The sequence below is a fragment of the Caballeronia novacaledonica genome (genome assembly GCF_900258035.1).
Lineage (GTDB): Bacteria > Pseudomonadota > Gammaproteobacteria > Burkholderiales > Burkholderiaceae > Caballeronia > Caballeronia novacaledonica.
In genome coordinates this window covers 74,932-100,561 of record NZ_OGTP01000003.1, presented here as the reverse complement: position 1 = coordinate 100,561, position 25,630 = coordinate 74,932, and the positions used below count along the sequence as shown (strand labels likewise).

25 protein-coding genes and 1 riboswitch are annotated in these 25,630 nt (G+C 63.1%); of the genes, 17 read left to right on the top strand and 8 right to left on the bottom strand.

Annotated elements, in window-relative coordinates; translation table 11 throughout:
* Positions 1–191 precede the first annotated feature (191 nt).
* The 5 genes from fliE to NOV72_RS06560 all read left to right on the top strand — a co-directional run bounded on the left by fliE (position 192) and on the right by NOV72_RS06560 (position 3,219).
* A complete protein-coding gene (gene fliE, locus NOV72_RS06580; protein WP_106853804.1) occupies positions 192–557 on the top strand; it encodes a flagellar hook-basal body complex protein FliE in 366 nt (121 codons plus the stop codon).
* Positions 558–773: 216 nt separating this feature from the next.
* Entirely contained in the window at positions 774–1,193 is a 420-nt protein-coding gene (gene fliS / locus NOV72_RS06575) for a flagellar export chaperone FliS (protein WP_106853803.1), read from the top strand.
* Positions 1,194–1,221: 28 nt separating this feature from the next.
* Complete coding sequence (locus NOV72_RS06570) at positions 1,222–1,551, top strand: flagellar protein FliT (RefSeq protein ID WP_106853802.1); 330 nt, start codon at positions 1,222–1,224, stop codon at positions 1,549–1,551.
* Positions 1,552–1,594: 43 nt separating this feature from the next.
* Positions 1,595–2,908 (top strand): flagellar hook-length control protein FliK, encoded by a 1,314-nt coding sequence (gene fliK, locus NOV72_RS06565; protein ID WP_106853801.1) that lies wholly within the window; start codon positions 1,595–1,597, stop codon positions 2,906–2,908.
* Positions 2,905–3,219: an EscU/YscU/HrcU family type III secretion system export apparatus switch protein gene (locus tag NOV72_RS06560; RefSeq protein ID WP_106853800.1), complete on the top strand. Its 315-nt coding sequence runs from the start codon at positions 2,905–2,907 to the stop codon at positions 3,217–3,219. Before fliK ends, NOV72_RS06560 begins: the two co-directional genes overlap by 4 nt.
* A gap of 9 nt (positions 3,220–3,228) precedes the next feature.
* Here the strand turns inward: NOV72_RS06560 and NOV72_RS06555 are convergent, their stop codons facing one another.
* Positions 3,229–4,926: an isovaleryl-CoA dehydrogenase gene (locus NOV72_RS06555; RefSeq protein ID WP_106853799.1), complete on the bottom strand. Its 1,698-nt coding sequence runs from the start codon at positions 4,924–4,926 to the stop codon at positions 3,229–3,231.
* A gap of 310 nt (positions 4,927–5,236) precedes the next feature.
* Here NOV72_RS06555 and NOV72_RS06550 point away from each other — a divergent pair, with 310 nt between their 5' ends.
* Positions 5,237–6,913, top strand: coding sequence for an OmpA family protein (locus tag NOV72_RS06550; RefSeq protein ID WP_106853798.1), 1,677 nt, complete (start codon positions 5,237–5,239; stop codon positions 6,911–6,913).
* A gap of 84 nt (positions 6,914–6,997) precedes the next feature.
* Here NOV72_RS06550 and NOV72_RS06545 read toward each other — a convergent pair whose 3' ends face one another.
* A complete protein-coding gene (locus NOV72_RS06545) occupies positions 6,998–7,942 on the bottom strand; it encodes a LysR family transcriptional regulator (RefSeq protein ID WP_106853797.1) in 945 nt (314 codons plus the stop codon).
* A 113-nt stretch (positions 7,943–8,055) separates the two neighbouring features.
* On the opposite strand from NOV72_RS06545, the gene NOV72_RS06540 reads away from it, so the two are divergent.
* The 11 genes from NOV72_RS06540 (at position 8,056) to NOV72_RS06490 (ending at position 19,348) form a co-directional block, all read left to right on the top strand.
* The gene (locus NOV72_RS06540; RefSeq protein ID WP_106853796.1) at positions 8,056–8,499 is read left to right on the top strand and encodes a CidA/LrgA family protein; all 444 of its coding nucleotides are present in this window, start codon (positions 8,056–8,058) and stop codon (positions 8,497–8,499) included.
* A gap of 10 nt (positions 8,500–8,509) precedes the next feature.
* Positions 8,510–9,232 carry an LrgB family protein gene (locus NOV72_RS06535; protein WP_106854043.1) on the top strand — a complete coding sequence of 241 codons (723 nt, stop codon included), beginning with the start codon at positions 8,510–8,512 and terminating at the stop codon, positions 9,230–9,232.
* A gap of 69 nt (positions 9,233–9,301) precedes the next feature.
* Positions 9,302–9,438, top strand: a riboswitch (S-adenosyl-L-homocysteine riboswitch).
* A gap of 32 nt (positions 9,439–9,470) precedes the next feature.
* A complete protein-coding gene (ahcY, locus tag NOV72_RS06530) occupies positions 9,471–10,889 on the top strand; it encodes an adenosylhomocysteinase (RefSeq protein WP_106853795.1) in 1,419 nt (472 codons plus the stop codon).
* Between the two features lie 76 nt (positions 10,890–10,965).
* The gene (locus tag NOV72_RS06525; RefSeq protein WP_106853794.1) at positions 10,966–11,319 is read left to right on the top strand and encodes a phage holin family protein; all 354 of its coding nucleotides are present in this window, start codon (positions 10,966–10,968) and stop codon (positions 11,317–11,319) included.
* A gap of 38 nt (positions 11,320–11,357) precedes the next feature.
* Positions 11,358–12,197, top strand: a complete 840-nt coding sequence (gene metF / locus NOV72_RS06520) for a methylenetetrahydrofolate reductase [NAD(P)H] (RefSeq protein WP_106853793.1) — start codon at positions 11,358–11,360, stop codon at positions 12,195–12,197.
* 322 nt (positions 12,198–12,519) lie between these two features.
* Positions 12,520–14,151 carry an ABC transporter substrate-binding protein gene (locus tag NOV72_RS06515; protein WP_106853792.1) on the top strand — a complete coding sequence of 544 codons (1,632 nt, stop codon included), beginning with the start codon at positions 12,520–12,522 and terminating at the stop codon, positions 14,149–14,151.
* 124 nt (positions 14,152–14,275) lie between these two features.
* Complete coding sequence (locus tag NOV72_RS06510; protein WP_061132439.1) at positions 14,276–15,286, top strand: ABC transporter permease subunit; 1,011 nt, start codon at positions 14,276–14,278, stop codon at positions 15,284–15,286.
* Positions 15,287–15,299: 13 nt separating this feature from the next.
* Positions 15,300–16,217 carry an ABC transporter permease subunit gene (locus NOV72_RS06505; protein WP_106853791.1) on the top strand — a complete coding sequence of 306 codons (918 nt, stop codon included), beginning with the start codon at positions 15,300–15,302 and terminating at the stop codon, positions 16,215–16,217.
* A 1-nt stretch (position 16,218) separates the two neighbouring features.
* A complete protein-coding gene (locus tag NOV72_RS06500) occupies positions 16,219–17,211 on the top strand; it encodes an ABC transporter ATP-binding protein (protein ID WP_106853790.1) in 993 nt (330 codons plus the stop codon).
* A complete protein-coding gene (locus NOV72_RS06495) occupies positions 17,208–18,212 on the top strand; it encodes a peptide ABC transporter ATP-binding protein (protein ID WP_106853789.1) in 1,005 nt (334 codons plus the stop codon). The genes NOV72_RS06500 and NOV72_RS06495 overlap by 4 nt, the downstream gene beginning before the upstream one ends.
* A 146-nt stretch (positions 18,213–18,358) precedes the next feature.
* Positions 18,359–19,348 (top strand): TraB/GumN family protein, encoded by a 990-nt coding sequence (locus NOV72_RS06490; protein WP_425428716.1) that lies wholly within the window; start codon positions 18,359–18,361, stop codon positions 19,346–19,348.
* A 6-nt stretch (positions 19,349–19,354) separates the two neighbouring features.
* Here NOV72_RS06490 and NOV72_RS06485 read toward each other — a convergent pair whose 3' ends face one another.
* The 6 genes from NOV72_RS06485 to wecB are packed head-to-tail and all read right to left on the bottom strand — an operon-like array spanning position 19,355 to position 25,599.
* Entirely contained in the window at positions 19,355–20,089 is a 735-nt protein-coding gene (locus NOV72_RS06485) for a WecB/TagA/CpsF family glycosyltransferase (RefSeq protein ID WP_106853788.1), read from the bottom strand.
* A 12-nt stretch (positions 20,090–20,101) separates the two neighbouring features.
* The gene (locus NOV72_RS06480; RefSeq protein WP_106853787.1) at positions 20,102–20,809 is read right to left on the bottom strand and encodes a hypothetical protein; all 708 of its coding nucleotides are present in this window, start codon (positions 20,807–20,809) and stop codon (positions 20,102–20,104) included.
* A gap of 25 nt (positions 20,810–20,834) precedes the next feature.
* A complete protein-coding gene (locus NOV72_RS06475) occupies positions 20,835–21,896 on the bottom strand; it encodes a glycosyltransferase family 4 protein (protein WP_181290874.1) in 1,062 nt (353 codons plus the stop codon).
* Positions 21,897–21,944: 48 nt separating this feature from the next.
* A complete protein-coding gene (locus NOV72_RS06470) occupies positions 21,945–23,186 on the bottom strand; it encodes a polysaccharide biosynthesis protein (protein WP_106853785.1) in 1,242 nt (413 codons plus the stop codon).
* Entirely contained in the window at positions 23,183–24,427 is a 1,245-nt protein-coding gene (wecC, locus tag NOV72_RS06465; protein ID WP_106853784.1) for a UDP-N-acetyl-D-mannosamine dehydrogenase, read from the bottom strand. Before wecC ends, NOV72_RS06470 begins: the two co-directional genes overlap by 4 nt.
* 26 nt (positions 24,428–24,453) lie before the next feature.
* Positions 24,454–25,599, bottom strand: a complete 1,146-nt coding sequence (wecB, locus tag NOV72_RS06460; protein WP_181290872.1) for a non-hydrolyzing UDP-N-acetylglucosamine 2-epimerase — start codon at positions 25,597–25,599, stop codon at positions 24,454–24,456.
* Positions 25,600–25,630 lie beyond the last annotated feature (31 nt).

Here is a 25,630-nt window from a genome sequence, read left to right as displayed (position 1 = left end):
CGATTCGGCGAATAGAGCGGGGTTTTCCCCGTTCTTCCCGCGCTTTGAAAAACCGCCGGCTGCTAATCTTTTTCGTACTCGGCGAACCTCCGCACATGCGGCGCCGAAACCCAGGCCACCGCCACGAGCGGCGCGGCCCGTCCCGCCTTCGGACGCGTTTCCGCCGGCTATTTCCTGTCACCGGAGTCAACATGAACTTTCCGATCAATCCGCTTTCCGCCGCGCTCTCCGCCATTCAGTCGATGGCTTCGCAAGCCGCCGGCGGAACGTCCGGTCCGACCAGCGCGTCGGGCGCCGTCACCGGACAGAGCGGGACATCGGGCGCGGCGAGCGTCGGCAGTTTCTCGGAGGCGCTGAAATCGTCCATCGACAAGATCAGCGACAACCAGACCAAGGCGCTCGGCGAGGCGCACGCGTTCGAGATCGGCGCGCCGAACGTGTCGCTCAACGACGTGATGGTGGACATGCAGAAAGCGAACGTCGGCCTGCAGTTCGGGCTGCAGGTGCGCAACAAGCTCGTGTCGGCCTACAACGACATCATGCAGATCTCCGTCTGACGCCGCCTTCGCGATCCAGCCCCATCTTCGCAGCGACGGCTCCAGAGCCTTGAGTCCTAAAGCTTTGCCGCGTTTCTCCGATAACCCCGATAACGGCACGGCGAACGATGGTTCGTTTGCCCGGACCGGTTTTGCCGGGCGCACACGGATCAGGACGAGCGGCACGGCGTCCGTTTGAAGCGGAATGCCGCGGCATCGCATAAGGAGAATCGAGAGATGTATTCCCCAGGACACGCTGGAGCCAACGCCTACGCACGCGTGGGCGTGCAGACGGGGGTGATGGGCGCGAACCCGCACCGGCTGATCGTGATGCTGTATCAGGGCGCGCGCCAGGCGATCGCGCAGGCGCGCATGCACCTGCAGCAGCACAACGTCGGCGCACGCGGCACGGCGATCAGCAAGGCCATCAGCATCATCGAGAGCGGCTTGCAGCAGGCGCTCAACAAGGATGCGGGCGGCGAAATCGCGCAGCGGCTGGACGCGCTGTACACGTATATGACGCACCGGCTGCTCGAGGCGAATCTGAAGCAGGATGAGGCGATGCTCGTGGAGGTCGACAATCTGCTCGCGACGCTCGAAGAAGCATGGGTGGGAATTGGACCGGAAGTGGCGCAAATGACCGCCGCGCCCGTGTGACGGGATGCGAGTCGACTGCCTCGAAAGAATGAAGACGACACAAGAATATTTCGCCCACTACGAAGCCATCGCCGCGGTTTCCGGACAGATGCTGGCGGCCGCGCGCGGCGGTGAATGGAGCGAGCTGAAGGCGTTGCAGGGCACCTACCGCGAGTTGATCGACCAGCTCAAGCAGGTGGATTCCGGCTCGGACCTCGACGACAACGCCCGGGCGCGCAAGCTTGACCTCGTGAAGAAGATTCTTGCCGACGATGCCGCGATTCGCGATCTGACGTCGCCGAGCCTCGCGCGTCTGTCGGCGCTTTTCACGGTCAACCGCCCGGCTCGCGTACTGAAAAAAATGATCGGACTGCGCTAGGCGTTGTCCGCGCCCGGCCGAGGCGCATATTGAGGATGTGGGCATGACAGGACTCGATACCGCGATCGCATCGTTGCTCGCCAACCGCACCGAGCTCCTGCTGTCCGCGATTCGCGCGCCGGGCGGGGTGAGCGGCAGCGGCGTGACCGGCGCGAGCGTCGGACAGACGACGACGCAAGCGGACATCCCGCAGACCGTCGGCACGCCGCCCGGAGCGGCCGCGCCGGCGGCATCGGCGCAAACTGCGTTCTCCAGCGTCGCGCGCACGCTCGACGTTATCTCGCGATTCGGCGGCGCGACGCCCGCGCTGACCGGCGACGCCCCGCTCTGGCCGACGCCGCCGCGCCCGGCGAGCGCCTTCGCCGCGCTCACGACCGGCCTCTTCGATACCGCTTTCTCTTCCAATGCCGCCGCCGTCGCCGCTGCACGCGCCGCGACGCAGAATCTGCCGCCGCTGCCCGCCGCCGCCATCGCGACCGCGCTGGCGAAAACCGTCGACGAAAGCGGGCTTTTCTACGAATCGCATCTGGTGCAATGGCTCGCGGGCCAGCGCAGCGCGGCGTCGCTCGGCAACGAGCCGCAGGCGCGCGCCGATGCGCGTTCGATGGCCTTGCCGTTCGATCTCGCTAACGGCGCGACGCCCGGCGACGCATGGCTGGACGACGCCCGCGCGCCGCAATTCACGCCCGATCTGCCCGACTTTCACGGACGCCCGGTCGCCACGCCGCAGACGCCACAGCAGGCGGCGGCGCTCGCGGCGTCGGTGCGCGATGCGCCGCCGTCGGCGCTGTCGAATTCGCAGAGCGGCAATTCTGCGAACGCGCTGGCCGCGCAGCCGAGCCCGCAGGAATCGGCGCTGCAGGCGTCGGTGGCGGCGGGTATTCATCCGGCGACGCTCAATGTCGTGCGCCAGCAACTCGACGTGCTCGCGAACCAGCAATTCCGCTGGCAGGGCGAGGCGTGGCCCGGCACGCGCTTCGAATGGGAAGTCGCCCGCGAGCCGCGCGATGCGCGCACCGCCGACGACGCCGCCGACGAACGCGCGTGGCGCACGCGCATCACGCTGTCGCTGCCTGCGCTCGGCACCGTCGATGCCGAACTCGTGCTGACGGGCGAAAAGCTCGTCGCGCGCATCAAGGCGGGCGATGCGGGCGCGCGCCGTCTCGCCGCCGATGGCGCCGCGTTCGCGCGTCAGCTCGAAGCGGCGGGCATCGCGCTGGCGTCGCTTTCGGTTCGCTCGATGGACGGCGTGACCGATCTCGCGCTGTCCGGCGACAATGCCGCCGCGAAAAAGCCGGTGCGCTCGCCGCTCGAACATCTGTTTCGTCCGCAGCAGGGCGAAGGGAGTGACGCATGAGCGGCCAGGATCATCCGCCGTACACGCGCAGGCAGGCGACCGCGCTCGCCTACGAGGCGGGCAATCGCGAGGGCACGCCGCGCGTCGTCGCGAAGGGCTATGGCATGGTCGCGGAAATGATCGTGCAGCGCGCGAAGGAAGCGGGCCTGTACGTGCACGAGTCGCCGGAAATGGTGTCGCTGCTCATGCAGGTCGATCTCGACGCGCACATTCCGCCCGCGCTGTATCAGGCGGTGGCGGAATTGCTGTCGTGGGTTTATCGGCTGGAGAACGAGGAGCCGATGCGGGAGTCGGGGCGGGGGATTCGCTGAAGCCTTCGGCTAGACGCCAAACGCCCGCGCAACCATCCCCGCATGATCGAACCGCACGGGCAGCGTGCCGTACACGCGCCCGGTTTCACCGCGCGCATCGCCGAGCCGCGTTTCGGTGAACGCATCCGCGACTTCCTGCGGCGCATGCCGCGCCAGCAACACGCCTTGCGCGCATAGCGCGAGTTGCTGCGCGATGCGCCGCGCCGACGCCTCCCGCGCGGCCGGATCGCCCGTCAGCATGCCGACCAGCGACGACAACGCGCCCGCCAGCGCCGGATGCGCACCCGCCGTCGTCTTCCAGTCGCCCAGAAGCGCGTGCGCGGCGTCCTGCTCGCGCTCGAACGCGCGCAGCACGTCGAGACACATCACGTTTCCCGAGCCTTCCCAGATCGAATTGACCGGCGCCTCGCGATAGAAACGCGCCATCGGCCCGGTTTCGACGTAGCCATTGCCGCCCCAGACTTCCATCGCTTCGCCGGTGAATTCGAGCGCGCGCTTGCACACCCAGAACTTCGCGGCGGGCGTCACGATGCGCCGCCACGCGCGCTCGACGAGCGCTCCGCCCGGCGCGGCGCTCTGCTCGAACGCGCCGGCGAGCCGCATGAACAGGACCGTCGCCGCCTCGGATTCGAGCGCGAGATCGGCGAGCACGTTGCGCATCAGCGGCTGGTCGGCGAGATGCGCGCCAAATGCACTGCGATGCCGCGCGTGATGGATCGCCTGCACGAGCGCCGCGCGCATCAGCGCCGCGCTGCCGATCACGCAATCGAGCCGCGTGAAGTTCGCCATCTCGATGATGGTCGGCACGCCGCGCCCTTCATCGCCGATCATCAGGCCGTAGGCATCGAAGAACTCCACCTCGCTGCTCGCGTTCGAACGATTGCCGAGCTTGTCCTTCAACCGCTGGATCTGGACCGCATTCTTGCGGCCGTCCGGCGCGAAGCGCGGTACGTAGAAGCAGGACAGGCCGCCTTCGTCGGCGGTGCGCGCGAGCACGAGATGCGCATCGCATTGCGGCGCCGAGAAGAACCATTTGTGACCGACCAGCCGATAAGCGCCGCCACGTCCCGCCACGCCGAGCGCATGCGCACGCGTGCGGTTGCTGCGCACGTCGGAGCCGCCCTGTTTTTCGGTCATGCCCATGCCGATCATCATCGAATGCTTGCCGGCTTCGAGCGGGATGTCGCGCGGATCGTGCTCACGCGACAGCAGCGGCCCCGCAATGCGCGCGAACAGGTCGGGCTCGTTGCGCAGGACCGGAATGCTCGCGAAGGTCATCGTTATCGGACACAGCGAGCCGGATTCGAGCTGGCCGTGCAGATAGTAGCTGGCACAGCGCGCGGCCATCGATCCGGCGCGCGCGGACGGCTCGAACGGCAGCGAATGCAGGCCTTCGTGCCGCAGACGCCGCAACAATTCGTGCCACGCCGGATGAAACTCCAGGGCGTCGATGCGCTCGCCGCGCGGATTATGCGTCGCGAGTTCCGGCTCATGGCGATTGGCGAGATCCGCCAGCGCGACGACGTCCGGCTGCGTCAGCGCCATGCCGTCGCGCGAGAGCGTTTCCGCGTGCCATTGCGCGCCCTCGCGCCCGACGGCGGCCACGAGCGCCGGATCGAAGGCGAACGCGTCGTAGCCGACGAGCGGCGGCGCCTGATTGGTGACGTCGTGTGTCTGCCCGAACGGGCGATCGGCGGAATCGGACATCGTCGGTCTCCTTCTTTTCGCGCGGGTCGGCGGCGCGCTGATGCGTCACTGTCGGGCGGGCGCAACAGCCGTTCCACTGTTCCGGACGCCATCTCGAATTCAGGAATCATAGGCCGCGCATAGATCGGACGTGTAGACGGATCGTTCTTTTCACAAATACGCACGTCTTTCCGATGATCGGTCCTAAAGCGCCAATCACTGAGACAAATCCGATTGTTAATCCTGCCCCAATGACGCGCAGGAGGCCGAACCTATAATCGGCGCGCCTATTCGGGCGGATGCAATAACGCCTTTCACGGAAGCATTCTCAATGAGCATCAACCTCAATCAGCTTGTCCAGGGCGCTTTGTCAGAAAGCGTGCTGCAGCATATCGCCGGGCGCATCGGCTGCACGCCGGAATCCGCCAAACGCGTGGTGTCGCTCTCTGGTCCGGCGCTCATCGGCGCGCTGATGAACAAGGCGTCGTCGCTGGAGGGCGCGCGCGCTCTGTTCGCGTCGATCATGTCGCCGGGCACGAACGCGCTCATCGCCGAAGAGCTGCCGCATTTCGCGATTCACGACGACGGCTTCAAAACGCTCGTCGATGCCGGCGCGAAAGCCGATACGGCGATCGCCTCGACTGACGGCATCAACGTGCTCGCCGAGCGCGTCGCCGAATACACGGGCGTCGCGACGAGCGCCACGCGCACGCTGATCGGCGTGGTCGGCGCGACGCTCCTCGGCGTGCTCAAGCGCCATCTCACGCAGCACGCCGGCACTGCCGACCAGATTCCGGCGCTCCTCGGCCATCAGTTGCCCGTGGTGCGCGCGAACCTGACGGACTCGTTCGCGCATGCGCTCGGTCTCGGTTCGGTCGGCACGTTCCTCGCCGGAGCCGCGTCGCGGCTGAAGGCCGTGGCAGCGCATCTCGAGCATCCGGCGACGCTGGAAGCAGCGGCGTTCTCGCAGCCGCTGGATGCGCCCGTCGCGCCCGGGCAGCCCGTGAAGGAGAACGCCGGCAAGAAGACCTGGTGGTGGATCGCGTTCGCCGCCGCGCTCGCGCTGCTCGCGGCTCTGCTCGGCCGCGGCTGCTCGACGAACACGCCGGAGCAGGACGCCGCGCCCCAGGCGAAGCCCGATACGCTCTCCGATTCGAGTTCGAGCGCAACGGCCGCTTCCGAACCGGCGCCGGCGGCAATCGCCACGGCCGATCCATCGTCGGCGCCCGTCGCGCTGCCGAGCAAAGATTCGACGATGTCCTTCGCCGTCGATTCGTCCGGCGTTCCCACGCTGAGCGCCACGGTCAACAGCGAGGACGAGAAGCGCCAGTTGATCGACCTGCTTGCGGCCAAGCTCGGCGCGGACAAATTCCACGCGAACATCACGGTCGATTCGGACACGAAGCCGGCCACGTGGATCGGCAAACTCGGCGGCCTGCTGCCCGTCATGACGCTGCCGGGCGCGCAAGTGCGCATCGCGGGCGGCAAGATCGATCTGAGCGGCCGCGCGAGCGATCCGAAGCTCGGCTGGCTGGACAAGCTGAAGGCGTTCTTCGGCAACGGCTGGGCGATCGCCGCAACGGACACCACGGCCGCAGCGAAGCCCGTCGCCGCCGCCGAAGCGCCGGCCACCGCGTGCGCACCCGGCGACGCCGCGAAGAATCTGAATCTGCATCCGATCAACTTCGGTTTCGCGTCGAACGCGCTGCCGCGCGCGGCGCTGAACGAACTTGCCGAATCGGCCAAGTCTCTGAAGGAATGCAGCGCGGCCGGCAAGCCGATCAAGCTGCGAATCGGCGGCTATACGGACAGTTCCGGCGACCACGCGGTGAATCTCCGCTTGTCGGAAAAGCGCGCGCAGGCCGTGCGCAGCTATCTGATCAAGCATGGCGTGCCGGCGGACACGCTCGCGGCGGAAGGTCTCGGCGACGCCGATCCGGTCGCGGACAATTCGACTCGCGGCGGTCGCGCGGCAAATCGCCGGATCGCATTCACGGAGTTGAACTGATTCGGCCAACGCCCGGAAGTAGCAGAAAAAACGCGCCGGCCCGCTCAATGCGGCCGGCGCGTTTTTCGTTTTTGTTTCGGCGCGTCAGTTTCCCGGATCGCCGGGTCGCGCACGCGGGAAGCCGTCGGCCATGAAATCCTGATCGAGATTCGCGGGCAGCATTTCACGCGCGACCTCGATCCACGCGCGCGCCGCATGGGACAGATAACCGTTGCGTCGCCAGCCGAGCGCCATGTCCCAGTGAATCTCCGGCGCCACGACGGGACGACAGGTGAACGCGTTCGCGTCGAGCCGCCGGCAATACGGCGCGGGCAGCAGCGCAATGCCGATGCCCGCCTGCACGAGCGCCGCCATGAAATCCCAGTGCCCGCTGCGTCCGACGATCGTCGGCGCAAAGCCCGCCGCGCGACACGCGTTGAGCACGACGTCGTTGAGCGCGAGGCTCTCGCCGTAGAACACGAACGGCTCGGCGGCGAGATCGGTGAGGGCGACTTCGCGGGCATCGTCCCAGCGCGATCCCTTCGGCGCGACGAGCCACAGGAGCTGCCGGCTGACGGGGAGGACGTCGAACATCGCGGTATCGACGGGCTGCAATACGCCGCCCAGTTCCAGTTCGCCGTCGATCAGCGCCGCTTCGATCGCCTTCGAGCCGCGCTCGAACAGCTTGAGCTCGACCTTCGGATAGCGGCGCCGGAATGCCGCGATGGCGGGCGTGAAGAGCGAGCCGCCCATCGGCGGAATGCCGATCGTCAGCGTGCCGCGCCCGAAAGTGCCGAGATCGTTGAGTTCGGCCTCCAGCCGCGCGTGCGCCGCCAGCACCTCGACGCCGCGCTGATAGACGATCTGCCCGGCGTCCGTCAGCACCATCTGGCGGCCTTCGCGCAGAAGCAGCGGCGAGCCGACTTCATCTTCCAGCGCCTTCACCATCTTGCTGATGGTCGGCTGAGTCACGAACATGTGCTCGGCGGCGGCGGTGAAGCTCTTCTGCTTCACGACTTCGATGAAATACCGCAACGCGCGCAATTCCATGATCAGCTCCAGAATTCCAGTTCAGAATATTTCGGATAAGGTTAATTCATTTTTATTATGCTTGGTGCGCCCATATACTCGGCTACAGGTTAACCCTAGGTCAAAAGCCCGCCATGTCCGCCGTCCTCACGAATCCCTCGCAATCCGCCTTCGGCCGCTTTCTGCGCGTCGCGGTGCAGTCCGCCGCGCTCGCGGCGATCTGGGTCGCGGCGGATTTCGTCGCGCGCAAGCTGGCGCTGCCGGTGCCGGGCGGCGTGGTCGGCCTGGTCGCGCTGCTCGCGCTTCTGTTCTGCGGCGGCATCGCGCCGCGCTGGGTGAAGGCGGGCGCGGACTGGCTGCTTTCCGACATGCTGCTGTTCTTCATTCCGGCGGCGGTCGCGGCGGTCCAGTACGGCGGCCTCTTCATGGAAGACGGCTGGCGGCTCGCGCTGGTCGTCGTCGGCGGAACGTTGATGGTGATGGTGGCCGTCGCGTTCGCGGTGGACCGTGCGGCACGCCTCGAACGCCGCCTCGCGCTGCGTCGCGCGCTCGTGGCGCGGCATGCCGCGCGCGCCTGAGCGAGCCGACATGAACCACTTTTTCGCCACGCTTATCGAAGACGACGCCGCGCGGCTCATCGCGGCGGGCTGCTTCGTGCTGACCGTCGCGCTGTATTTCGCGGCCAAGCATCTCTACGCGCGCTTCCGCCGGCCGTGGCTCACGCCGCTTCTGGCGGTGCCGGCCGTGCTTGCGCTCATCGTCGTGATGGCGCGCATTCCGTATTCGGTTTACTACGCCGACACGCGCTGGCTCATGTGGCTGCTCGGCCCGGCGACCGTCGCGTTCGCGGTGCCGATCTATGAATATCGCGAGCTCATCAAACGTCACTGGATTTCGCTCACCGTGGGCGTGACGGTCGGGATTCTGGTGGCGGTCGGCGGTTCGCTGATGCTCGCGAAGCTGCTGCATCTGTCGCCGGAACTGCAGCGCAGCCTCGCGACGCGCTCCGTCTCGACGCCTTTCGCGCTCGCCGTCTCCGACAAAATCCACGCGCCGAAAGACCTGACCGCGCTTTTCGTGATCGCGACGGGCGTCTGCGGCATGCTGTTCGGCGAAATCGTGCTCGCGCTCGTGCCGTTGCGCACGCGGCTCGCGCGCGGCGCGTTGTTCGGCGCGGCGGCGCACGGCGTCGGCACCGCGAAGGCGCGCGAACTCGGCAGCGAAGAAGGCGTCGTCGCGAGTCTCACCATGATGATCGCGGGCGTCGCGATGGTGCTGCTCGCGCCGCTTCTCTCCGCGCTTCCGTTCTGAGCGCGCAAAGCCCGCATCGCAGCGACGGAATACGATTGGTCGCATAAAGCTTTGCTACAATCGGCGTTCGTTTCCGAGGAGCGTTGCGACGGGCAATTGTCGAAAATTGGCCCGCCAGGCTCGGAAGCATTCAATCCGGACGGTTCGAAAGCGCCACGCAATCAAGGCGCCCGCTGAGCCACCGCATCGAACGGCGCTCACGTCAACATTTCTAGTCTTTTTAGAAAAGGAGGGCGTGATGAACGCCGCAGTTCTCGATTCAAATTCCAAAGATTACGTCGTCGCCGACATGTCGCTCGCCGCATGGGGCCGCAAGGAACTCGACATCGCCGAAACGGAAATGCCGGGCCTCATCCAGACGCGCGAGGAATACAAGGCGCAGCAGCCGCTGAAGGGCGCGCGCGTCGCCGGTTCGCTGCACATGACGATTCAGACGGGCGTGCTGATCGAAACGCTCACGGCGCTGGGCGCGGACGTGCGCTGGGCATCGTGCAACATCTTCTCGACGCAGGATCACGCAGCCGCGGCAATCGCCGACGGCGGCACGCCGGTGTTCGCGTTCAAGGGCGAATCGCTCGACGAGTACTGGGAATTCAGCCACCGCATCTTCGAATGGCCGAACGGTCAGTTCGCCAACATGATTCTCGATGACGGCGGCGACGCGACGCTGTTGCTCATTCTCGGCTCGAAGGCGGAGAAGGACCGCTCGGTCATCGCCAAGCCGACGAACGAAGAAGAAGTCGCGCTGTACAAGTCGATCGCGACGCACCTCGACGCCGATCCGACGTGGTACTCCACGCGCCTCGCGCACATCCAGGGCGTGACGGAAGAAACCACGACGGGCGTGCATCGCCTGTATCAGATGGAAAAGGACGGCCGTCTGCCGTTCCCGGCCATCAACGTGAACGATTCGGTCACGAAGTCGAAGTTCGACAATCTGTACGGCTGCCGCGAATCGCTCGTCGACGGCATCAAGCGCGCGACCGACGTGATGATCGCGGGCAAGATCGCGGTCGTGGCCGGTTACGGCGACGTGGGCAAGGGCTGCGCGCAATCGCTGCGCGGTCTCGGCGCAACCGTGTGGGTCACGGAAATCGATCCGATCTGCGCGCTGCAAGCCGCGATGGAAGGCTACCGCGTCGTGACGATGGAATACGCCGCGAGCCGTGCCGACATCTTCGTGACGGCGACGGGCAACTACCACGTCATCAACCACGACCACATGAAGGCGATGCGCAACAACGCGATCGTCTGCAACATCGGCCACTTCGATTCGGAAATCGACATCGCTTCCACGCGCCAGTACACGTGGGACAACATCAAGCCGCAGGTCGATCACATCGTCTTCCCGGACGGCAAGAAGATCATCATTCTGGCTGAAGGCCGTCTCGTGAACCTCGGTTGCGCGACGGGCCATCCGTCGTTCGTGATGTCGAACTCGTTCACCAACCAGACGCTCGCGCAGATCGAACTGTTCACGCAAGGCAAGAAGTACGAGAACAAGGTCTACGTGCTGCCGAAGCATCTCGACGAGAAGGTCGCGCGCCTGCACCTCGGCCGCATCGGCGCGGAGCTGACCGTGCTGTCGGATGAGCAGGCCGGCTATATCGGCGTCGACAAGAACGGTCCGTTCAAGCCCAACCACTATCGCTATTGATCGCACGCGGCGGCCGTAGTTTGCGCGGGCGTGAGCACCACGCCCGCGGTTCAATGCATCAACCGGAGATTCCTCGATGACCGTGCTGCTGACATGGCTGATCAACGCGCTCGCGCTGCTGATCATCACGTATCTGGTGCCGTCGATTCACATTCGCAGTTTCGGCACGGCGCTCATCATCGCGGTGGTATTGGGGCTCATCAACGCGATCATCAGACCGGTGCTCATCATCCTCACGCTGCCGGTGACGATCGTCACGCTCGGGCTCTTCATACTCGTCGTGAATGCGCTGTGTTTCTGGCTGTGCTCGTCGCTGCTGAAGGGCTTCGAAGTATCGGGCTTCTGGTCCGCGTTCTTCGGCTCGATTCTGTACAGCATCGTGTCGTGGCTGCTGTCGGCGCTGATATTCGGGAATCGCAATTTCGGGTGACGTTGAAGCACGGACGCTGCCGTCCGTCATAAAACATCATGAAACCGATCGAACTTTCATTCGAGTTTTTCCCGCCGAAGACACAGGAAGGCGTGGACAAGCTGCGCGCGTCTCGCGCCGAACTGAAGACGCTCTCGCCCAAGTTCGTCTCCGTGACGTTCGGCGCGGGTGGGTCCACGCAGCAAGGCACGCTCGACACCGTGCTCGAAATGGCCGCGGAAGGCTTTGAAGCCGCGCCGCATCTTTCGTGCATCGGTTCGTCGAAGGAGAATCTGCGCGCGATTCTCACGCAGTACCGTGAGCACGGCATTCGCCATATCGTCGCGTTGCGCGGCGATCTGCCCTCGGGCATGGGCGAAGTCGGCGAGTTGCGCTATGCGTCCGAGCTCGTGGCGTTCATTCGCCAGGAGCACGGCGACTGGTTCAACATCGAAGTGGCCGCGTATCCGGAGTTTCATCCGCAATCGAAGTCGCCGCGCGCCGATCTGGAGAACTTCGCGCGCAAGGTGAAGGCGGGCGCGAATTCCGCGATCACGCAGTACTTCTTCAATGCCGATTCGTACTTCAGGTTCATCGAAGAAGCGCGCAAGCTCGGCGTGGACGTGCCGATCGTGCCGGGCATCATGCCGATCACGAACTTCTCGCAACTGATGCGCTTCTCCGACATGTGCGGCGCGGAAGTGCCGAAGTGGATCGCGCGCCGTCTCGAAAGCTTCGGCGACGATCGCGAATCGATTCGCGCTTTCGGCGTCGAAGTGGTGACGGGCCTTTGCCGTCGCCTCCTCGACGGCGGCGCGCCGGGGCTGCATTTCTACACGCTCAACGGCGCGTGGGCCTCGAAGACGGTGTGCGAGCGTCTCGGATTCAAGAGCGCCTGAAGCTGCACCAATGTTTCACCCGCGCGGCGCTCGCCGCGCGGTTCTTTCGTTTCTTTTAAATTTTCTCCATTTTTCTGCCGATTTTCGCTGCAACGCGCAATATTTCTTCGCTCGTCCATCACCTTCGCGCATGGCCGATAACCTACCCTTATCGAAGCGTCGTCGACAACAAACTCTAGTGGGGAAAACCAAGCGCGCATGTCACTTTTGTTCGTGCTAGGGTAGCGCCCGACTTTGCGCACATGCGTCGAAAAAATCGGGCGGTGCGATCAAGTACACTCGCGCTACGCCGGCCAGAAGCCGGTATTGACCTGGAGGAAACATGAACAAAAACAGCCTGTTGCGAGCCGTCCGCATGTCGGCGCTCGCGGGCGCCGTGGCCACGGCATCGCTCTTCGCCGCAAGCGCGGCAAACGCCGCCATCCCGAACAAGACGCTCGTGTACTGCTCGGAAGGCAGCCCGGCCGGCTTCGATCCGGCGCAATACACGACCGGCACCGATTTCACCGCGAACACGTTCACCGTGTACAACCGTCTCGTCGAGTTCGAGCGCGGCGGCACGAAGGTCGAGCCGGGTCTCGCCGAAAAGTGGGACGTGTCGTCCGATGGCCTCACCTACACGTTCCATCTGCGCCACGGCGTGAAGTTCCAGACGACGTCGTTCTTCAAGCCCACGCGCGAATTCAACGCGGATGACGTGATTTTCACGTTCAACCGCATGCTCGATCCGAACAATCCGTTCCGCAAGGCGTACAACGTGCAGTTTCCGTACTTCACGGACCTCGGCATGGACAAGCTGATCTCGAAGATCGAGAAGGTCGATCCGTACACCGTGAAGTTCACGCTGAAGGAAGTGAGCGCGCCGTTCATCCAGAATATGGCGATGGAATACGCGTCGATCCTCTCCGCCGAGTACACGGACAAGCTGCTGAAGGACGGCAAGGCCGCCGACATCAACCAGCAGCCGGTCGGCACGGGCCCGTTCATCTTCCGCAGCTACACGAAGGACGCGACCATCCGCTTCGACGGCAATCCTGATTACTGGAAGCCGAACGCGGTGCAGATCTCGAAGCTGATCTTCTCGATCACGCCGGACGCCGCCGTGCGCGTGCAGAAGCTGAAGAACAACGAATGCCAGGTGATGAGCTATCCGCGTCCGGGCGACATCGCGGCGCTGAAGGCGGCGTCGAATGTCGATACGCCGTCGCAGGCGGGCTTCAACGAAGGCTATGTCGCGTACAACGTGACGAAGAAGGACCTCGGCAACACCGACGTGCGCCGCGCGCTCGACATGGCGATCAACAAGAAGGCGATCATCGATTCCGTGTATCAGGGCGCGGGCCAGCCGGCCACCGCGCCGATGCCGCCGACGCAATGGTCCTATGACAAGAACCTGAAGGGCCAGACGTACGACACCGCGAAGGCGAAGGCGCTGCTCGCGAAAGCGGGCTTCCCGAACGGCTTCGAGATCACGTTGTGGGCGATGCCCGTGCAACGCGCGTACAACCCGAACGCGCGCCTGATGGCGGAAATGATCCAGGCCGACTGGGCGAAGATCGGCGTGAAGGCGAACATCGTGTCGTACGAGTGGGGCGAGTATCTGAAGCGCGCGCACGCCGGCGAACATGACGCACTGCTGATCGGCTGGACGGGCGACAACGGCGATCCGGACAACTGGCTCGGCACGCTGCTCGGCTGCGACGCGGTGAAGGGCAGCAACTTCTCGAAGTGGTGCTACAAGCCGTTCGACGATCTCGTCGTGAAGGGCCGCTCCACCACCGATGTCGCCGCGCGCACCAAGGCTTACACCGACGCGCAGCAGATCTTCGCGCAGCAACTGCCGTTCTCGCCGATCGCGCACTCGACCGTGTATCAGCCTGTCAGCAAGAAGGTGACGAACATGAAGATCGAGCCGCTCGGCTACGCGCGTTTCGATGGCGTCGGCTTGCAATAAGCTTTTGCTGCGGAACGGTTTTTGCACTAAACCATAACTAATCGAAAAGGTCCGGCGGCGCGGGTCGACAGCGATCCAAGCCGCCGGACACGTTTTAGTCCCTCCAATACCGAAAAGGGCGATCATGTTCCGATTCGTTTTGCGACGCATAGGAATGGTGATACCGACGTTCATCGGCATTACGATTCTCGCGTTCGCGCTGATCCACCTGATTCCTGGCGACCCCATCGAAGTGATGATGGGCGAGCGCGGCGTGGACCCGGCAATGCACGCCGAAGCCATGAAGCGCCTCGGCCTCGATCAGCCGCTTCCGCTGCAATACCTCACTTACGTCGGGCATGCGCTGAAAGGCGATCTCGGCACCTCGATCATCACGAATACGAGCGTGATGGGCGAGTTTCTCGCGCGCTTTCCCGCGACGGTCGAGCTGTCCATTTGCGCGATGATCTTCGCGCTCGTCGTCGGATTGCCGGCGGGCGTCGCGGCTGCGCTCAGGCGCGGCACCGTCGTCGATCACGGCGTGATGGGCACCGCGCTCACCGGCTATTCCATGCCGATTTTCTGGTGGGGCTTGATCCTCATCATGTTCTTCTCGGCGAAGCTCGGATGGACGCCGGTCTCGGGCCGCATCGCGGTGGAATACGACATTCCGCACGTCACGGGCTTCATGCTGATCGATGCGCTCTTTTCCACCGATGAAGGCGCGTTCACGTCGGCGCTGTCGCATCTGATTCTGCCGACCATCGTGCTCGGCACGATTCCGCTCGCGGTCATCGCGCGCATGACGCGTTCTTCGATGCTCGAAGTGCTGCGCGAGGACTACATCCGCACGGCGCGCGCGAAGGGTTTGTCGCCGCTGCGCGTGGTCGTCGTGCATGCGTTGCGCAATGCGCTGATTCCTGTCGTGACCGTGATCGGTTTGCAAGTCGGCACGCTGCTCGCGGGCGCGGTGCTGACCGAGACGCTGTTCTCGTGGCCGGGCGTCGGCAAATGGCTCATCGATGCCATTTCGCGTCGCGACTATCCGGTCGTGCAAGGCGGCATTCTGATGATCGCGACACTCGTGATCGTCGTGAATCTGGTCGTCGATCTGTTGTACGGCGTGTTGAATCCGCGCATTCGCCATACTCGCTGAGGAAACACGACAAATGGCTGACGTTCAAAACAATCTCCCACCGGGCGCGCTCACGCCGCCTTCCGGCCGCATGGTCGCGGCGCGCGAATTCTGGGCGAACTTCTCGCGCAATCGCGGCGCCGTCGTTGCGGGCCTGATCGTCGTCGTGCTGGTTCTGGTCGCGATCGCCGCGCCCTTGATCGCACCGCACAGCCCGATCGAGCAATACCGCGATTACGTGAAGATTCCGCCCGCGTGGCTCGAAGGCGGCAACCGCATGTTCCTGCTCGGCACCGACGAAGCCGGCCGCGACATCCTCTCGCGTCTGATGTACGGCGCGCGGCTGTCGTTCTGGATCGGCTTCGTGTCGGTGGTGCTGGCGCTGATTCCGGGCGTCGTGCTCGGTCTCATGGCCGCGTTCTTCAACTGGCTCGATACGCCGATCATGCGCGTCATGGACGTGCTGCTCGCGTTGCCGTCGCTGCTGCTCGCGGTCGCGGTTGTCGCGATCATCGGGCCGGGACTCGTCAACACGATGCTCGCGATCGCGATCGTCGCGCTGCCGGGTTATGTGCGCCTCACGCGCGCGTCGGCGCTCGGCGAATTGCAAAAGGAATACGTGACGGCATCGCGCGTTGCGGGCGCGGGCACCGTGCGGCTCATGTTCTCGCAAGTGCTGCCGAACTGCGCCGCGCCGCTCATCGTGCAGGCGACGCTCGGCTTCTCGTCCGCGATTCTCGACGCCGCCGCGCTCGGCTTCCTCGGCTTGGGCGTGCAACCGCCGGCGGCCGAATGGGGCGCGATGCTGGCATCGGCGCGCGATTACATCGAAAGCGCATGGTGGATCGTGACGATGCCGGGCCTGTCGATTCTCGTTTCGGTGCTCGTCATCAACCTGCTCGGCGACGGTCTGCGTGACGCGCTCGATCCGAAACTCAAACGGATGGGCTGACATGAACGATCTTCTGACTATCCGTAACCTGCAGGTGACGTTCGGCGGCACCCAGGCCGTCGATCGCATCGACCTTTCCGTGAAGCCGGGCGAAGTGGTCGGCGTCGTGGGCGAATCGGGCTCCGGCAAGAGCGTCACGATGATGGCGCTGATGGGCCTCATCGACGCACCCGGCAAAGTCGCCGCCGATCAGATCACGTTCGACGGCAAGGACTTGCTGAAGGCGTCGGCGCGTGCGCGCCGCAGGATCATCGGCAAGGACATTGCGATGGTGTTTCAGGACGCGCTCACGAGCCTGAACCCGAGCTATACCGTCGGCTATCAGATCAAGGAAGTGCTGAAGCTGCACGAAGGCTTGCGCGGCGATGCGCTCAACAAGCGCGCGCTCGAACTGCTCGATCAGGTCGGCATTCCGGACGCGAAGAGCCGCATCAACGCGTTTCCGCATCAGATGTCGGGCGGCATGAACCAGCGCGTGATGATCGCAATGGCCGTCGCGTGCAATCCGAAGCTCCTGATCGCCGACGAGCCGACCACCGCGCTCGACGTGACGATCCAGGCGCAGATCATGGAACTGCTCGTGAAGCTGCAGAAGGAGCGCGGCATGGCGCTCGTGCTGATCTCGCACGACCTCGCGGTCGTGTCCGAAGTGGCGCAGCGCGTCGCGGTGATGTACGCGGGCGAGATCATCGAAACGAATCACGTGCCGACGATCTTCAGCGAGCCGCATCATCCGTACACGGAAGCGCTGCTTGCCGCGATTCCCGAGCATAGCCGCGGCGCGGAGCGTCTCGCCGCGCTGCCGGGCATGGTGCCGGGCAGGGACGACCGGCCGAGCGGATGTCTTTTCGCGCCGCGCTGCAAGTACGTCGTCGACGATTGCTGGAAGGGCCGGCCGAACCTGTTTCAGCTCGACAAGCACGATCCGGACGTGCGCGCGCGTTGCATCAAGCCGTTGAACATCGATGTGGTGGTGGAAGGAGGCGCGCGATGAACGCCGTACCGAAGGAAATCAATCAGGACATCGTGCTCGCCGCCGACCAGCTCACGAAGCACTACGACGTGAAGCGCAGCGCGTTCCAGCACGGCACGGTGAAGGCGCTCAACGGCGTCTCGTTCGAACTGAAACGCGGCCGCACGCTCGCGGTCGTCGGCGAATCGGGCTGCGGCAAGTCCACGCTCGCGCGCCAGTTGACGATGATCGAGCCGCCCACGTCGGGCCGCTTGCTGATCGAGGGCGACGACGTCGCGGGCGCGAGCAAGGCGAAGATCGCCGAGTTGCGCCAGCGCGTGCAGATGGTGTTTCAGAATCCGTTCGCTTCGCTGAATCCGCGCAAGACCGTCGAGCAGACGCTCGGCGAGCCGCTCGCGATCAACACGCCGCTTTCGTCGACGGAACGCGCCGAGCGCATCGCGAAGATGATGCGCACCGTCGGCCTGCGACCCGAGCATGCGTCGCGTTATCCGCACATGTTTTCGGGCGGGCAGCGTCAGCGCGTGGCGATTGCGCGGGCGATGATTCTCGATCCGCAGATCGTCGTCGCGGATGAACCCGTGTCCGCGCTCGATGTGTCGATTCAGGCGCAGATCCTGAACCTGTTCATGGATTTGCAGGCGCAGTTCGGCACGAGCTACGTGTTCATTTCGCATAACTTGTCGGTGGTGGAGCATATTGCCGACGACGTGATGGTGATGTACTTCGGCGGCGTCGCCGAAGTCGGCGACAAGAAGACGATCTTCGCAAAGCCGCGCCATCCGTACACGCGCGCGCTGATGTCCGCGACGCCCGCGATCTTCGAGGAAGACCGGCGCATCAAGATCAAGCTGCAGGGCGAGATGCCTTCGCCGCTCAATCCGCCGTCGGGCTGCACATTCCATCAGCGTTGCCCGTATGCGATCGAGCGATGCCGCGTGGAGGAGCCGAAGCTGCGCGCGGTCGATGGACGTCAGGTGTCGTGCCATCGCGCCGAGGAGGTCGGCGAAATCGAAGTCTGAAACGCGCCGTGCGGGTGTTCGGCGCGTCACGCGAATGTTTTAAGATGTGAGCCGTGCCGGATTCATACGACAAGCCGCGCTTTCGGTGCGTGGCGTTCGCCAAAACGACAGCCATCGTGCTGTCGTTCGTTCTGTTTACGGCGGGAATGTTCGTTTCGCCGCCGGGCTTCGCGGTGGTCGGATCGCGCACGCCGCAAGCGGCGGGCGATGCCGGGTCCGCCGCCGCGCCGCCTCTTCCCGCTTCGCCGCCGCGCGCGGATCGCTCGAACGGCACGACCGCGAGCGGTCCGGTGCGCGCGCAGCCGCCGCGCATGCCCTTCTACGTTGCAACCAAGGGCACGACGACCCTCTATGTGCTCGGCACGCTCCATGTGGGATTCGCGAGCGACTATCCGCCCGAGCAGCCGTTTCGCAAATCGATACTCGCGGCGCTCGATGCATCGCCCACGCTGGCGCTCGAAATTTCTCCCGATGAACTGCTGCTGTCTCAGGACGACGTGAATCGCTATGGCATGTGTCGCAGCGAGTGTCTCATCGACTATTTGCCGGACGCGATGTGGAAGAAGGTCGAGACGCGCATGCGCGGCAATCCGGCGGCGTTGAGGGAGTTGCGGCATACGCGCCCGTGGCTGGCGTCGATGCTGATCGAAACCTACGATACGTTGAAGGCAGGATTCCAGAGCGAGTACGGCACCGAGGCGCAGTTGCAGAATGTGTATCTGCGGGCGCGCGGGAAGATCGTCGGGCTGGAGACGTTGAACGAGCAGATATCGACGTTTACGCGGCTCACATCGGCGCAGCAGCGCGAGATGCTGGCGCAGGATCTGGTGCAGACGCCCGCGGAGAATGTCGCCGATGTGAAGGAGTTGCACAGGCTATGGCGTATCGGCGATGCGGATGCGTTGAAAGCCTGGGACGATGCGAAGAGCAGCAAGCTCGCGAGGAACGCGCCGCTGGCGGCGCAGGTCGATAATCGCGTGGTTTATGAGCGCAACCGGCGGTTCGTCGCGAGGATGGTTGCGCTGGCTGCGCCGGACAGGCCGGTTTTTGTGGCGATCGGGGCGCTGCATCTTGGAGGGGCGAGGGGGGTGCTTGAGTTGTTGAGGAAGAGGGGGTTTGTGGTGGTGGGGGGGTGAGTGTGCCTATCTACGTGCTAGATATGCCTTCGCAAGCATCACGGCAAACTGTGCGTTGGTCACCAGGTAGCGCTTCCACATTCGATTAGGCTCCTGACTCACACGAAACAGCCATTCGAGTCCACAACGCTGCATCCATACCGGCGCCCTGCGAACCTTGCCAGCGATCACGTCGAAGGTTCCGCCCACGCCCATTACGAAGTCGACCCCAAGTTGGTTCTTCCAGCGCTCGATGAATGTCTCCTTTTTGGGTGATGTGATCGCGACGAACAGCAGCCGCGCACCGGAATTTCGGATGGCTGTTACCGCCGCTTCTTCATCGTCCCAGAAATATCCGTTGGCATAGCCCGCAACTCGCAAACCGGGATAATTTTTCGTCACAAGCTCAACCGTCTTTGATACGACCGCATCCGTCGCTCCCAGTAGATACACAGGCCAGCATTGATGGGCAGCAGCTTCGAGCAGACGGCAGAACAGATCGATTCCTGCTACTCGTTCGGGTACATCGTGTCCCAGCATGCGCGCGCCCCACACAACGCCCATGCCGTCAATATTAATCACGTCGCAAGCTTGAACCGATTCAGCAAGCGCGCGATCACGTTTCATATGAACGAGCTTGGCAACGTTCACGACAACGTGTTGCGTGAACTCCCTCGCCTCCAGTCTGTCAGCGATGAGCGAAACGGTTTCATCCATGGTTCCGGCATGCATCGGAACTCCCAAAAATTCAAGGAGCTTCATTTTTCGATTACCTTATATTTGCTGGTCCGAACCGACGGCGACCGCTTCGAGCCTGTCGCGCTCATTGACTCGTCCGGAATCATGCATTCGGAGATAGAAATGCTTCCGTACTCGATGGTTCGTATCTCTACATCGGACGCCCGTCACGCGGAGCTTCTCCTTGCTCGTCTGCGCTCTTAGGGAAGCTAAGGTGCAGGCCATTAGACCCATCGAGAAGAAGAGTGAATAACTTCCCATACCGACGTTGGCGTCATAACGGTTTTCGTAGCCGCCCTCTTTCAGCAGCACTGGACCACCTGAGCCAATCAGGTAAACGAGCATGGACAGAATAAACGCCCCACTCAAGATTCTCACGGACCATCCTGTGCCGGTTCTCCAATCGATCTTCGTCCGCTTGGATATCAATCGACGCAAGGGGCTGGCCATCCAGTAACCCAGGACGAATAGAAGAAGGCACCCCTGCGCCAGCAGAACGAGCTCCCGCGTCGTGGCATCGGATGCGCTGATCTTGTTGATTCCGTAGCTAACGTACAGCGCGTTTGCCAGCAGCACGCCGCCGAAATACGTGAAGATGTAGCACGAGATGAATATCGTTAGATAGACTCGGCGCAAACTATTGATCCCAAGCCGGAACCAGTAAAAAGTCAGTCCCGCCAGATTTGCGACGCAGATCAAGTAAATCATTTTTTCTCGCGCCCTCGTCGAGAGTTCCACCACCATGTCGCGCAGGATTGCCTCGGCTTGGTTAGTCCGTATCGGAAATTTCGGTGATCGCTTCTTCCACGATTCGAGTCACGCGAGACAGACCGAAGTGATCCTCGATCCAACGGCGCCCGCTGCCGGGCTCGATCGATCCTGCTAGCCGCGCCGCGTCGATAACGGCTCGCGCAAGCGTGGCCGGATCGAGCGAATCCACATACACGGCCTGTTCGCACCGAATAACCTCGAGGACGGGGGGATGCCTGAACGCGACGATAGGCAAGTCGTGGTACTGCGCCTCGACAAAACTCATTCCGAACGAATCGACGCGACTCGGCAGACAGAAAACGTCCACGCAATCGAGCAGTCGCTGCTTCGCGTCCCCCGAAATCCATCCGACCCATTCGACGCGGCTCATGAGGGCCAGCTCCTGACCTTCCGCGCGCATCGCCTCGACTAGTGGTCCCTCCCCGGCGACAATCAGGTGGAAATGTTCGGGCAGTTGAGCGAACGCTCTCAGCGTCTCGAGAAACCCCTTTCCGGGAACGATTCGACCCATGACGAGCACGCGACAGATGCCATCTTTTTCCTTCTTTGCGCGAGCGACAGAAGTCTCCTGGCGATAAGGATTCGGGATGACTTTGATCTTCTTCGATAACCCGTGCCGTTCAAGCAAATCCTTCGCGTGACGGGTCAGAGCGACAGTACGCGTGGAAAGTCGCACGAGGGCCGCAATCAAGTGCCTCCAGAAACGGCTCTCGAGATAACGCTCGAGGTACGGCGTATGCAAATAGACGAAGACGGACTGACGAAGGAGAAGGCGCAGGAATGCGGTCAACGCAAGCATTCGCAGAAGACAGAAGCCTGATCCCGGATGTACGTGAAAGAGCTTCTTTGTTCCGGCATAGCGCCGCGTCACGTTGATGCAGCCAAAAAACGAGATCAACCAGGGAACCAGCTTTCCCCATACCGGTATGGACCGATGCGTCGGAATATGGACCACCCCACCGAACGCGCCTAGCAGTTCGAGGTGAAGCGGGATTACCGTTGCGACTCCACCCTTTCCACCCTTGGGCTCGGTGGATAGAACGACGTGAATCGCAGTCATTGGAACGTCTCTTCGGGACATTGGCATTGGATGGAGATTCAACTGCGGTTAGCTGCGCGACACCGAGTTGGCCGGTGTGCACAACGACGTGCTTTTTGCTTTCAAGAGGAGATTTCGCATAACCGTCACGGCGATGCAGGCCGTCAGCACCGCGAAGAAGTGCAATCCGCCGGATACGTAGAGAAGAAGGGTGGTGCCGATGTAAGCCCCGCATGCGATCAGATTGATCAGCACGGCCGATCTGCTCGCTTCCCGGACCATGAGCACGCTGCTGTGAGCCATGCTCGACATGCTGATACACCCGATAGCCGATATTGCGAGGCCGCACTTAAAGGCGTTGAAGAACTCGCCTGCCGTTGTGTTGCGATAACAGATCGCAGCGATGAAAACGGCATTTCCGACGAAAGCCGCGATGCTGGCAAATTGGATCGCGCGGTTGGTTCTTCGCGTCAGGTCATGTAGTGACTCGCCGGCCGCTGCAATTCGACTTAACTCCGGCAGTCGATACATTGTGATCGCCCTGGGGATAAGTGCGCTGATCGCACATATCGACCCGATCAGAGACATCAATCCCGCGAAACGGACACCGTCCGTATAAGACGCAATTGGAACCAGGCTTAGCGCAATGCCGCCCGAAAGGAAGTTGGTGAAGCCGAATTCGAGTCCTTTGGGGTCGTAGCGAGGCACTTCGAACTTGCGAGGCCTGCCGATGCGCGCAAGCATCAATAGGCCCGAAAGAGCCAGCGAGAAAGCCAGCGGCAACCCTGCAACTGCATTTATCTTGCGGAACCCGAAGATGCTTAAGAATGTGATGAGCAGTAACACAACGTCGCTCAGCACAATGAAGCGATAATCGCGATAAGACAGAAAATAGTGACGTGCAAGCTGATAGATTGTCCATCCAATTAGGATGACGACGGTCTCCAGAACCGGAAAATCGAACTGATGCAACCTCCCGACTATCGCGATCATCGCGCTGCACACGCCTAGCGTCATTATCCCCATGAAGGCGAGTTCGTAAAATCGCTGCACGCGACTTGCATGATCGGGCGCGGCCGGGACGCGTACGAGAATGAGTCCGGCCCAGCCGATTGCAGTGAAGAACGCGAGGCTCTGAGCAATTGAGAAGGCGACGCCGGTGCGACCGAGGTCGCCCAGGCTATAAAGCTTCTGGACGCCGAAAAACGCTATGACCCGATAAAGTCCCGGCAGTCCGGTGGCGAGAATGGCATCCAGCCTGCGCGTCGCTCCGCGAACGTTTGGCACTATCTGCGTCCAGCGCTTCATCATGCCTGCGCCAGCATCCCGCGCGTATCGATCACGACCTTCGTCTGGAGTCGAAGCGGATCGACGTTCTTGAACGGCGAATGATCGACCAGAATCACGATCACGTCAGCGCGCAGCAAGGCCTCGTTTAGCGAACACAGTTCGACCTCGTCCTTCAGCCGCGCCGGCAGTTCGGGAATATTCGGTTCGACCGCGAGCACGCACGACGGATACCGCCGCGCGAGTTCAGCGGTAATCTCCACCGCCGGACTCTCCCGCAAATCATCGATATTCGCCTTGAACGCCAGCCCCAGACACGCGATCACCGGTTCCTTGAAACGCTTCGCCGCGCGCTCGACGCGCTCCATGACCCAATGCGGCTTGGAATCGTTGACAACGCGCGCCGTGCGAATCAGTCGCGCCTCGTCCGGTGCGGAATCGACGATGAACCACGGATCCACCGCGATGCAATGCCCGCCGACACCGGGTCCCGGCTGCAGAATGTTCACGCGCGGATGGCGGTTGGCGAGCTTGATCAGTTCCCACACGTTGATGTCGAGCCGGTCGCAGATCAGCGACAACTCGTTGGCGAACGCAATGCCCACGTCGCGCGACGCGTTCTCGGTCAGCTTGCACATCTCGGCGGTGCGCGCATGCGTCAGCACGCACTCACCGCGCACGAAGATCTGATAAAGCTCGCGCGCAGTTTCTCCGCAACGGCGCGTCATACCGCCGATCACGCGGTCGTTTTCAACCAACTCGCGAATCACATGACCCGGCAGGACACGCTCGGGACAGTGGGCAATGCGAATGTCGGAGGCTTCGCCACGTTGCTGCGGAAAGCTCAGGTCCGGCCGCATTTCGGCCATCCAGGCTGCCATCTGCTCCGTCGCGCCGACCGGCGACGTCGACTCCAGCACGACGAGATCGCCCTTTTTGAGCACCGGCGCCACGGCGCGGCTCGCGGCTTCGATGTACGAAAGATCTGGCTTGAAGCCATCGGAAAAAGGTGTCGGCACCGCGATCAGGAAGGCATCGGCGGCTTGCGGCGTGGTCGTCGCCTTGAGATGACCTTGCGTCACCGCGGCGTGCACCAGCATGTCGAGCTCAGGCTCGACGATATGAATCTCGCCGCGATTGATCGTGTCGACCGCGTGCTGATTCACGTCGACGCCAATCACGCTTTTTCTGCGCGCGGCAAATGCGGCTGCCGTCGGCAAACCAATATAGCCAAGACCGATGACGGAGATAGTTTCGAATTCCATGAATTTGCTTTTCTATTTCGTGATATTCAGGCGGCCAAAGCGGAGGAAAGCTCCAGCCCTTGCAGGACGGCGGCGATCCGGTCGCATGCGTGACCGTCGCCATAGGGGTTCGCGCCGCGACTCATTGCGGCGTATGCGTCCGCATCGCGTAGCAGGTGCATGACGTTCTCGACGATGGCCCGCGTATCCGTGCCGACGAGTTTCACCACGCCCGCATCGACGGCTTCCTGACGCTCGGTTGTCTCGCGCATCACGAGCACAGGCTTGGCGAGCGATGGCGCTTCTTCCTGAATGCCGCCCGAGTCGGTCAGAATGAGATCGGCGCGATCCATCAGTCGTACGAACGGCAGGTAGTCGAGCGGCTCGATCAGATGAACATTGCCGATGCCGGTCAGGAAGCGATTCACTGGCTCGCGCACGTTAGGGTTCAGATGCACCGGATAGACGATGTCGACATCCGCCGACCCACGGGCGATCTGTGCAAGCGCCTCGCAGATCCGCTCGAAACCGCCGCCGAAGCTTTCGCGACGATGCCCGGTAACGAGCACGAGCCGTCGGCCGGGCGCGAACGATGGCAACGCGAGATCGGCGCGCGCACGCAGGGCGTCGTCGTTCGCGAGGCGCTCGCGCACATGCAGCAGTGCATCGATGACCGTGTTGCCCGTCACGACGATGGACTCGTCACGTATGCCTTCGGCGAGGAGGTTGTCGCGCGCACGGCCTGTCGGCGCGAAATGCAGCGACGCCAGCGCGCCCGTCAGTTTGCGGTTCGCTTCTTCGGGCCACGGCGACGCCAGATTGCCGGTACGCAAGCCTGCTTCGACATGCCCGACGGCTATGCGCTGATAGAACGCGGCAAGCGTCGTCGCCATCGTGGTCGTCGTATCGCCGTGAACCAGAACCATGTCCGGGCGATACGTCGAAAGCACATCGCGCATACCGCTCAGAATCGCGGCGGTGACGTCGTAGAGATCCTGCCCGCGCTTCATGATGTTCAGGTCGAAGTCGGGACGAATATCGAATAGAGCGAGCACCTGGTCGAGCATCTCGCGATGCTGGCCCGTGACGCACACGCGATACTCGATGCCAGCCTCACGCGCAAGGCGCTTGACGAGCGGCGCCATCTTGATCGCTTCGGGACGCGTGCCGAATGTAAACAGCAGTTTTTTCACAGAAGTCGGGCTTATTGGGTGATTGAGTGAG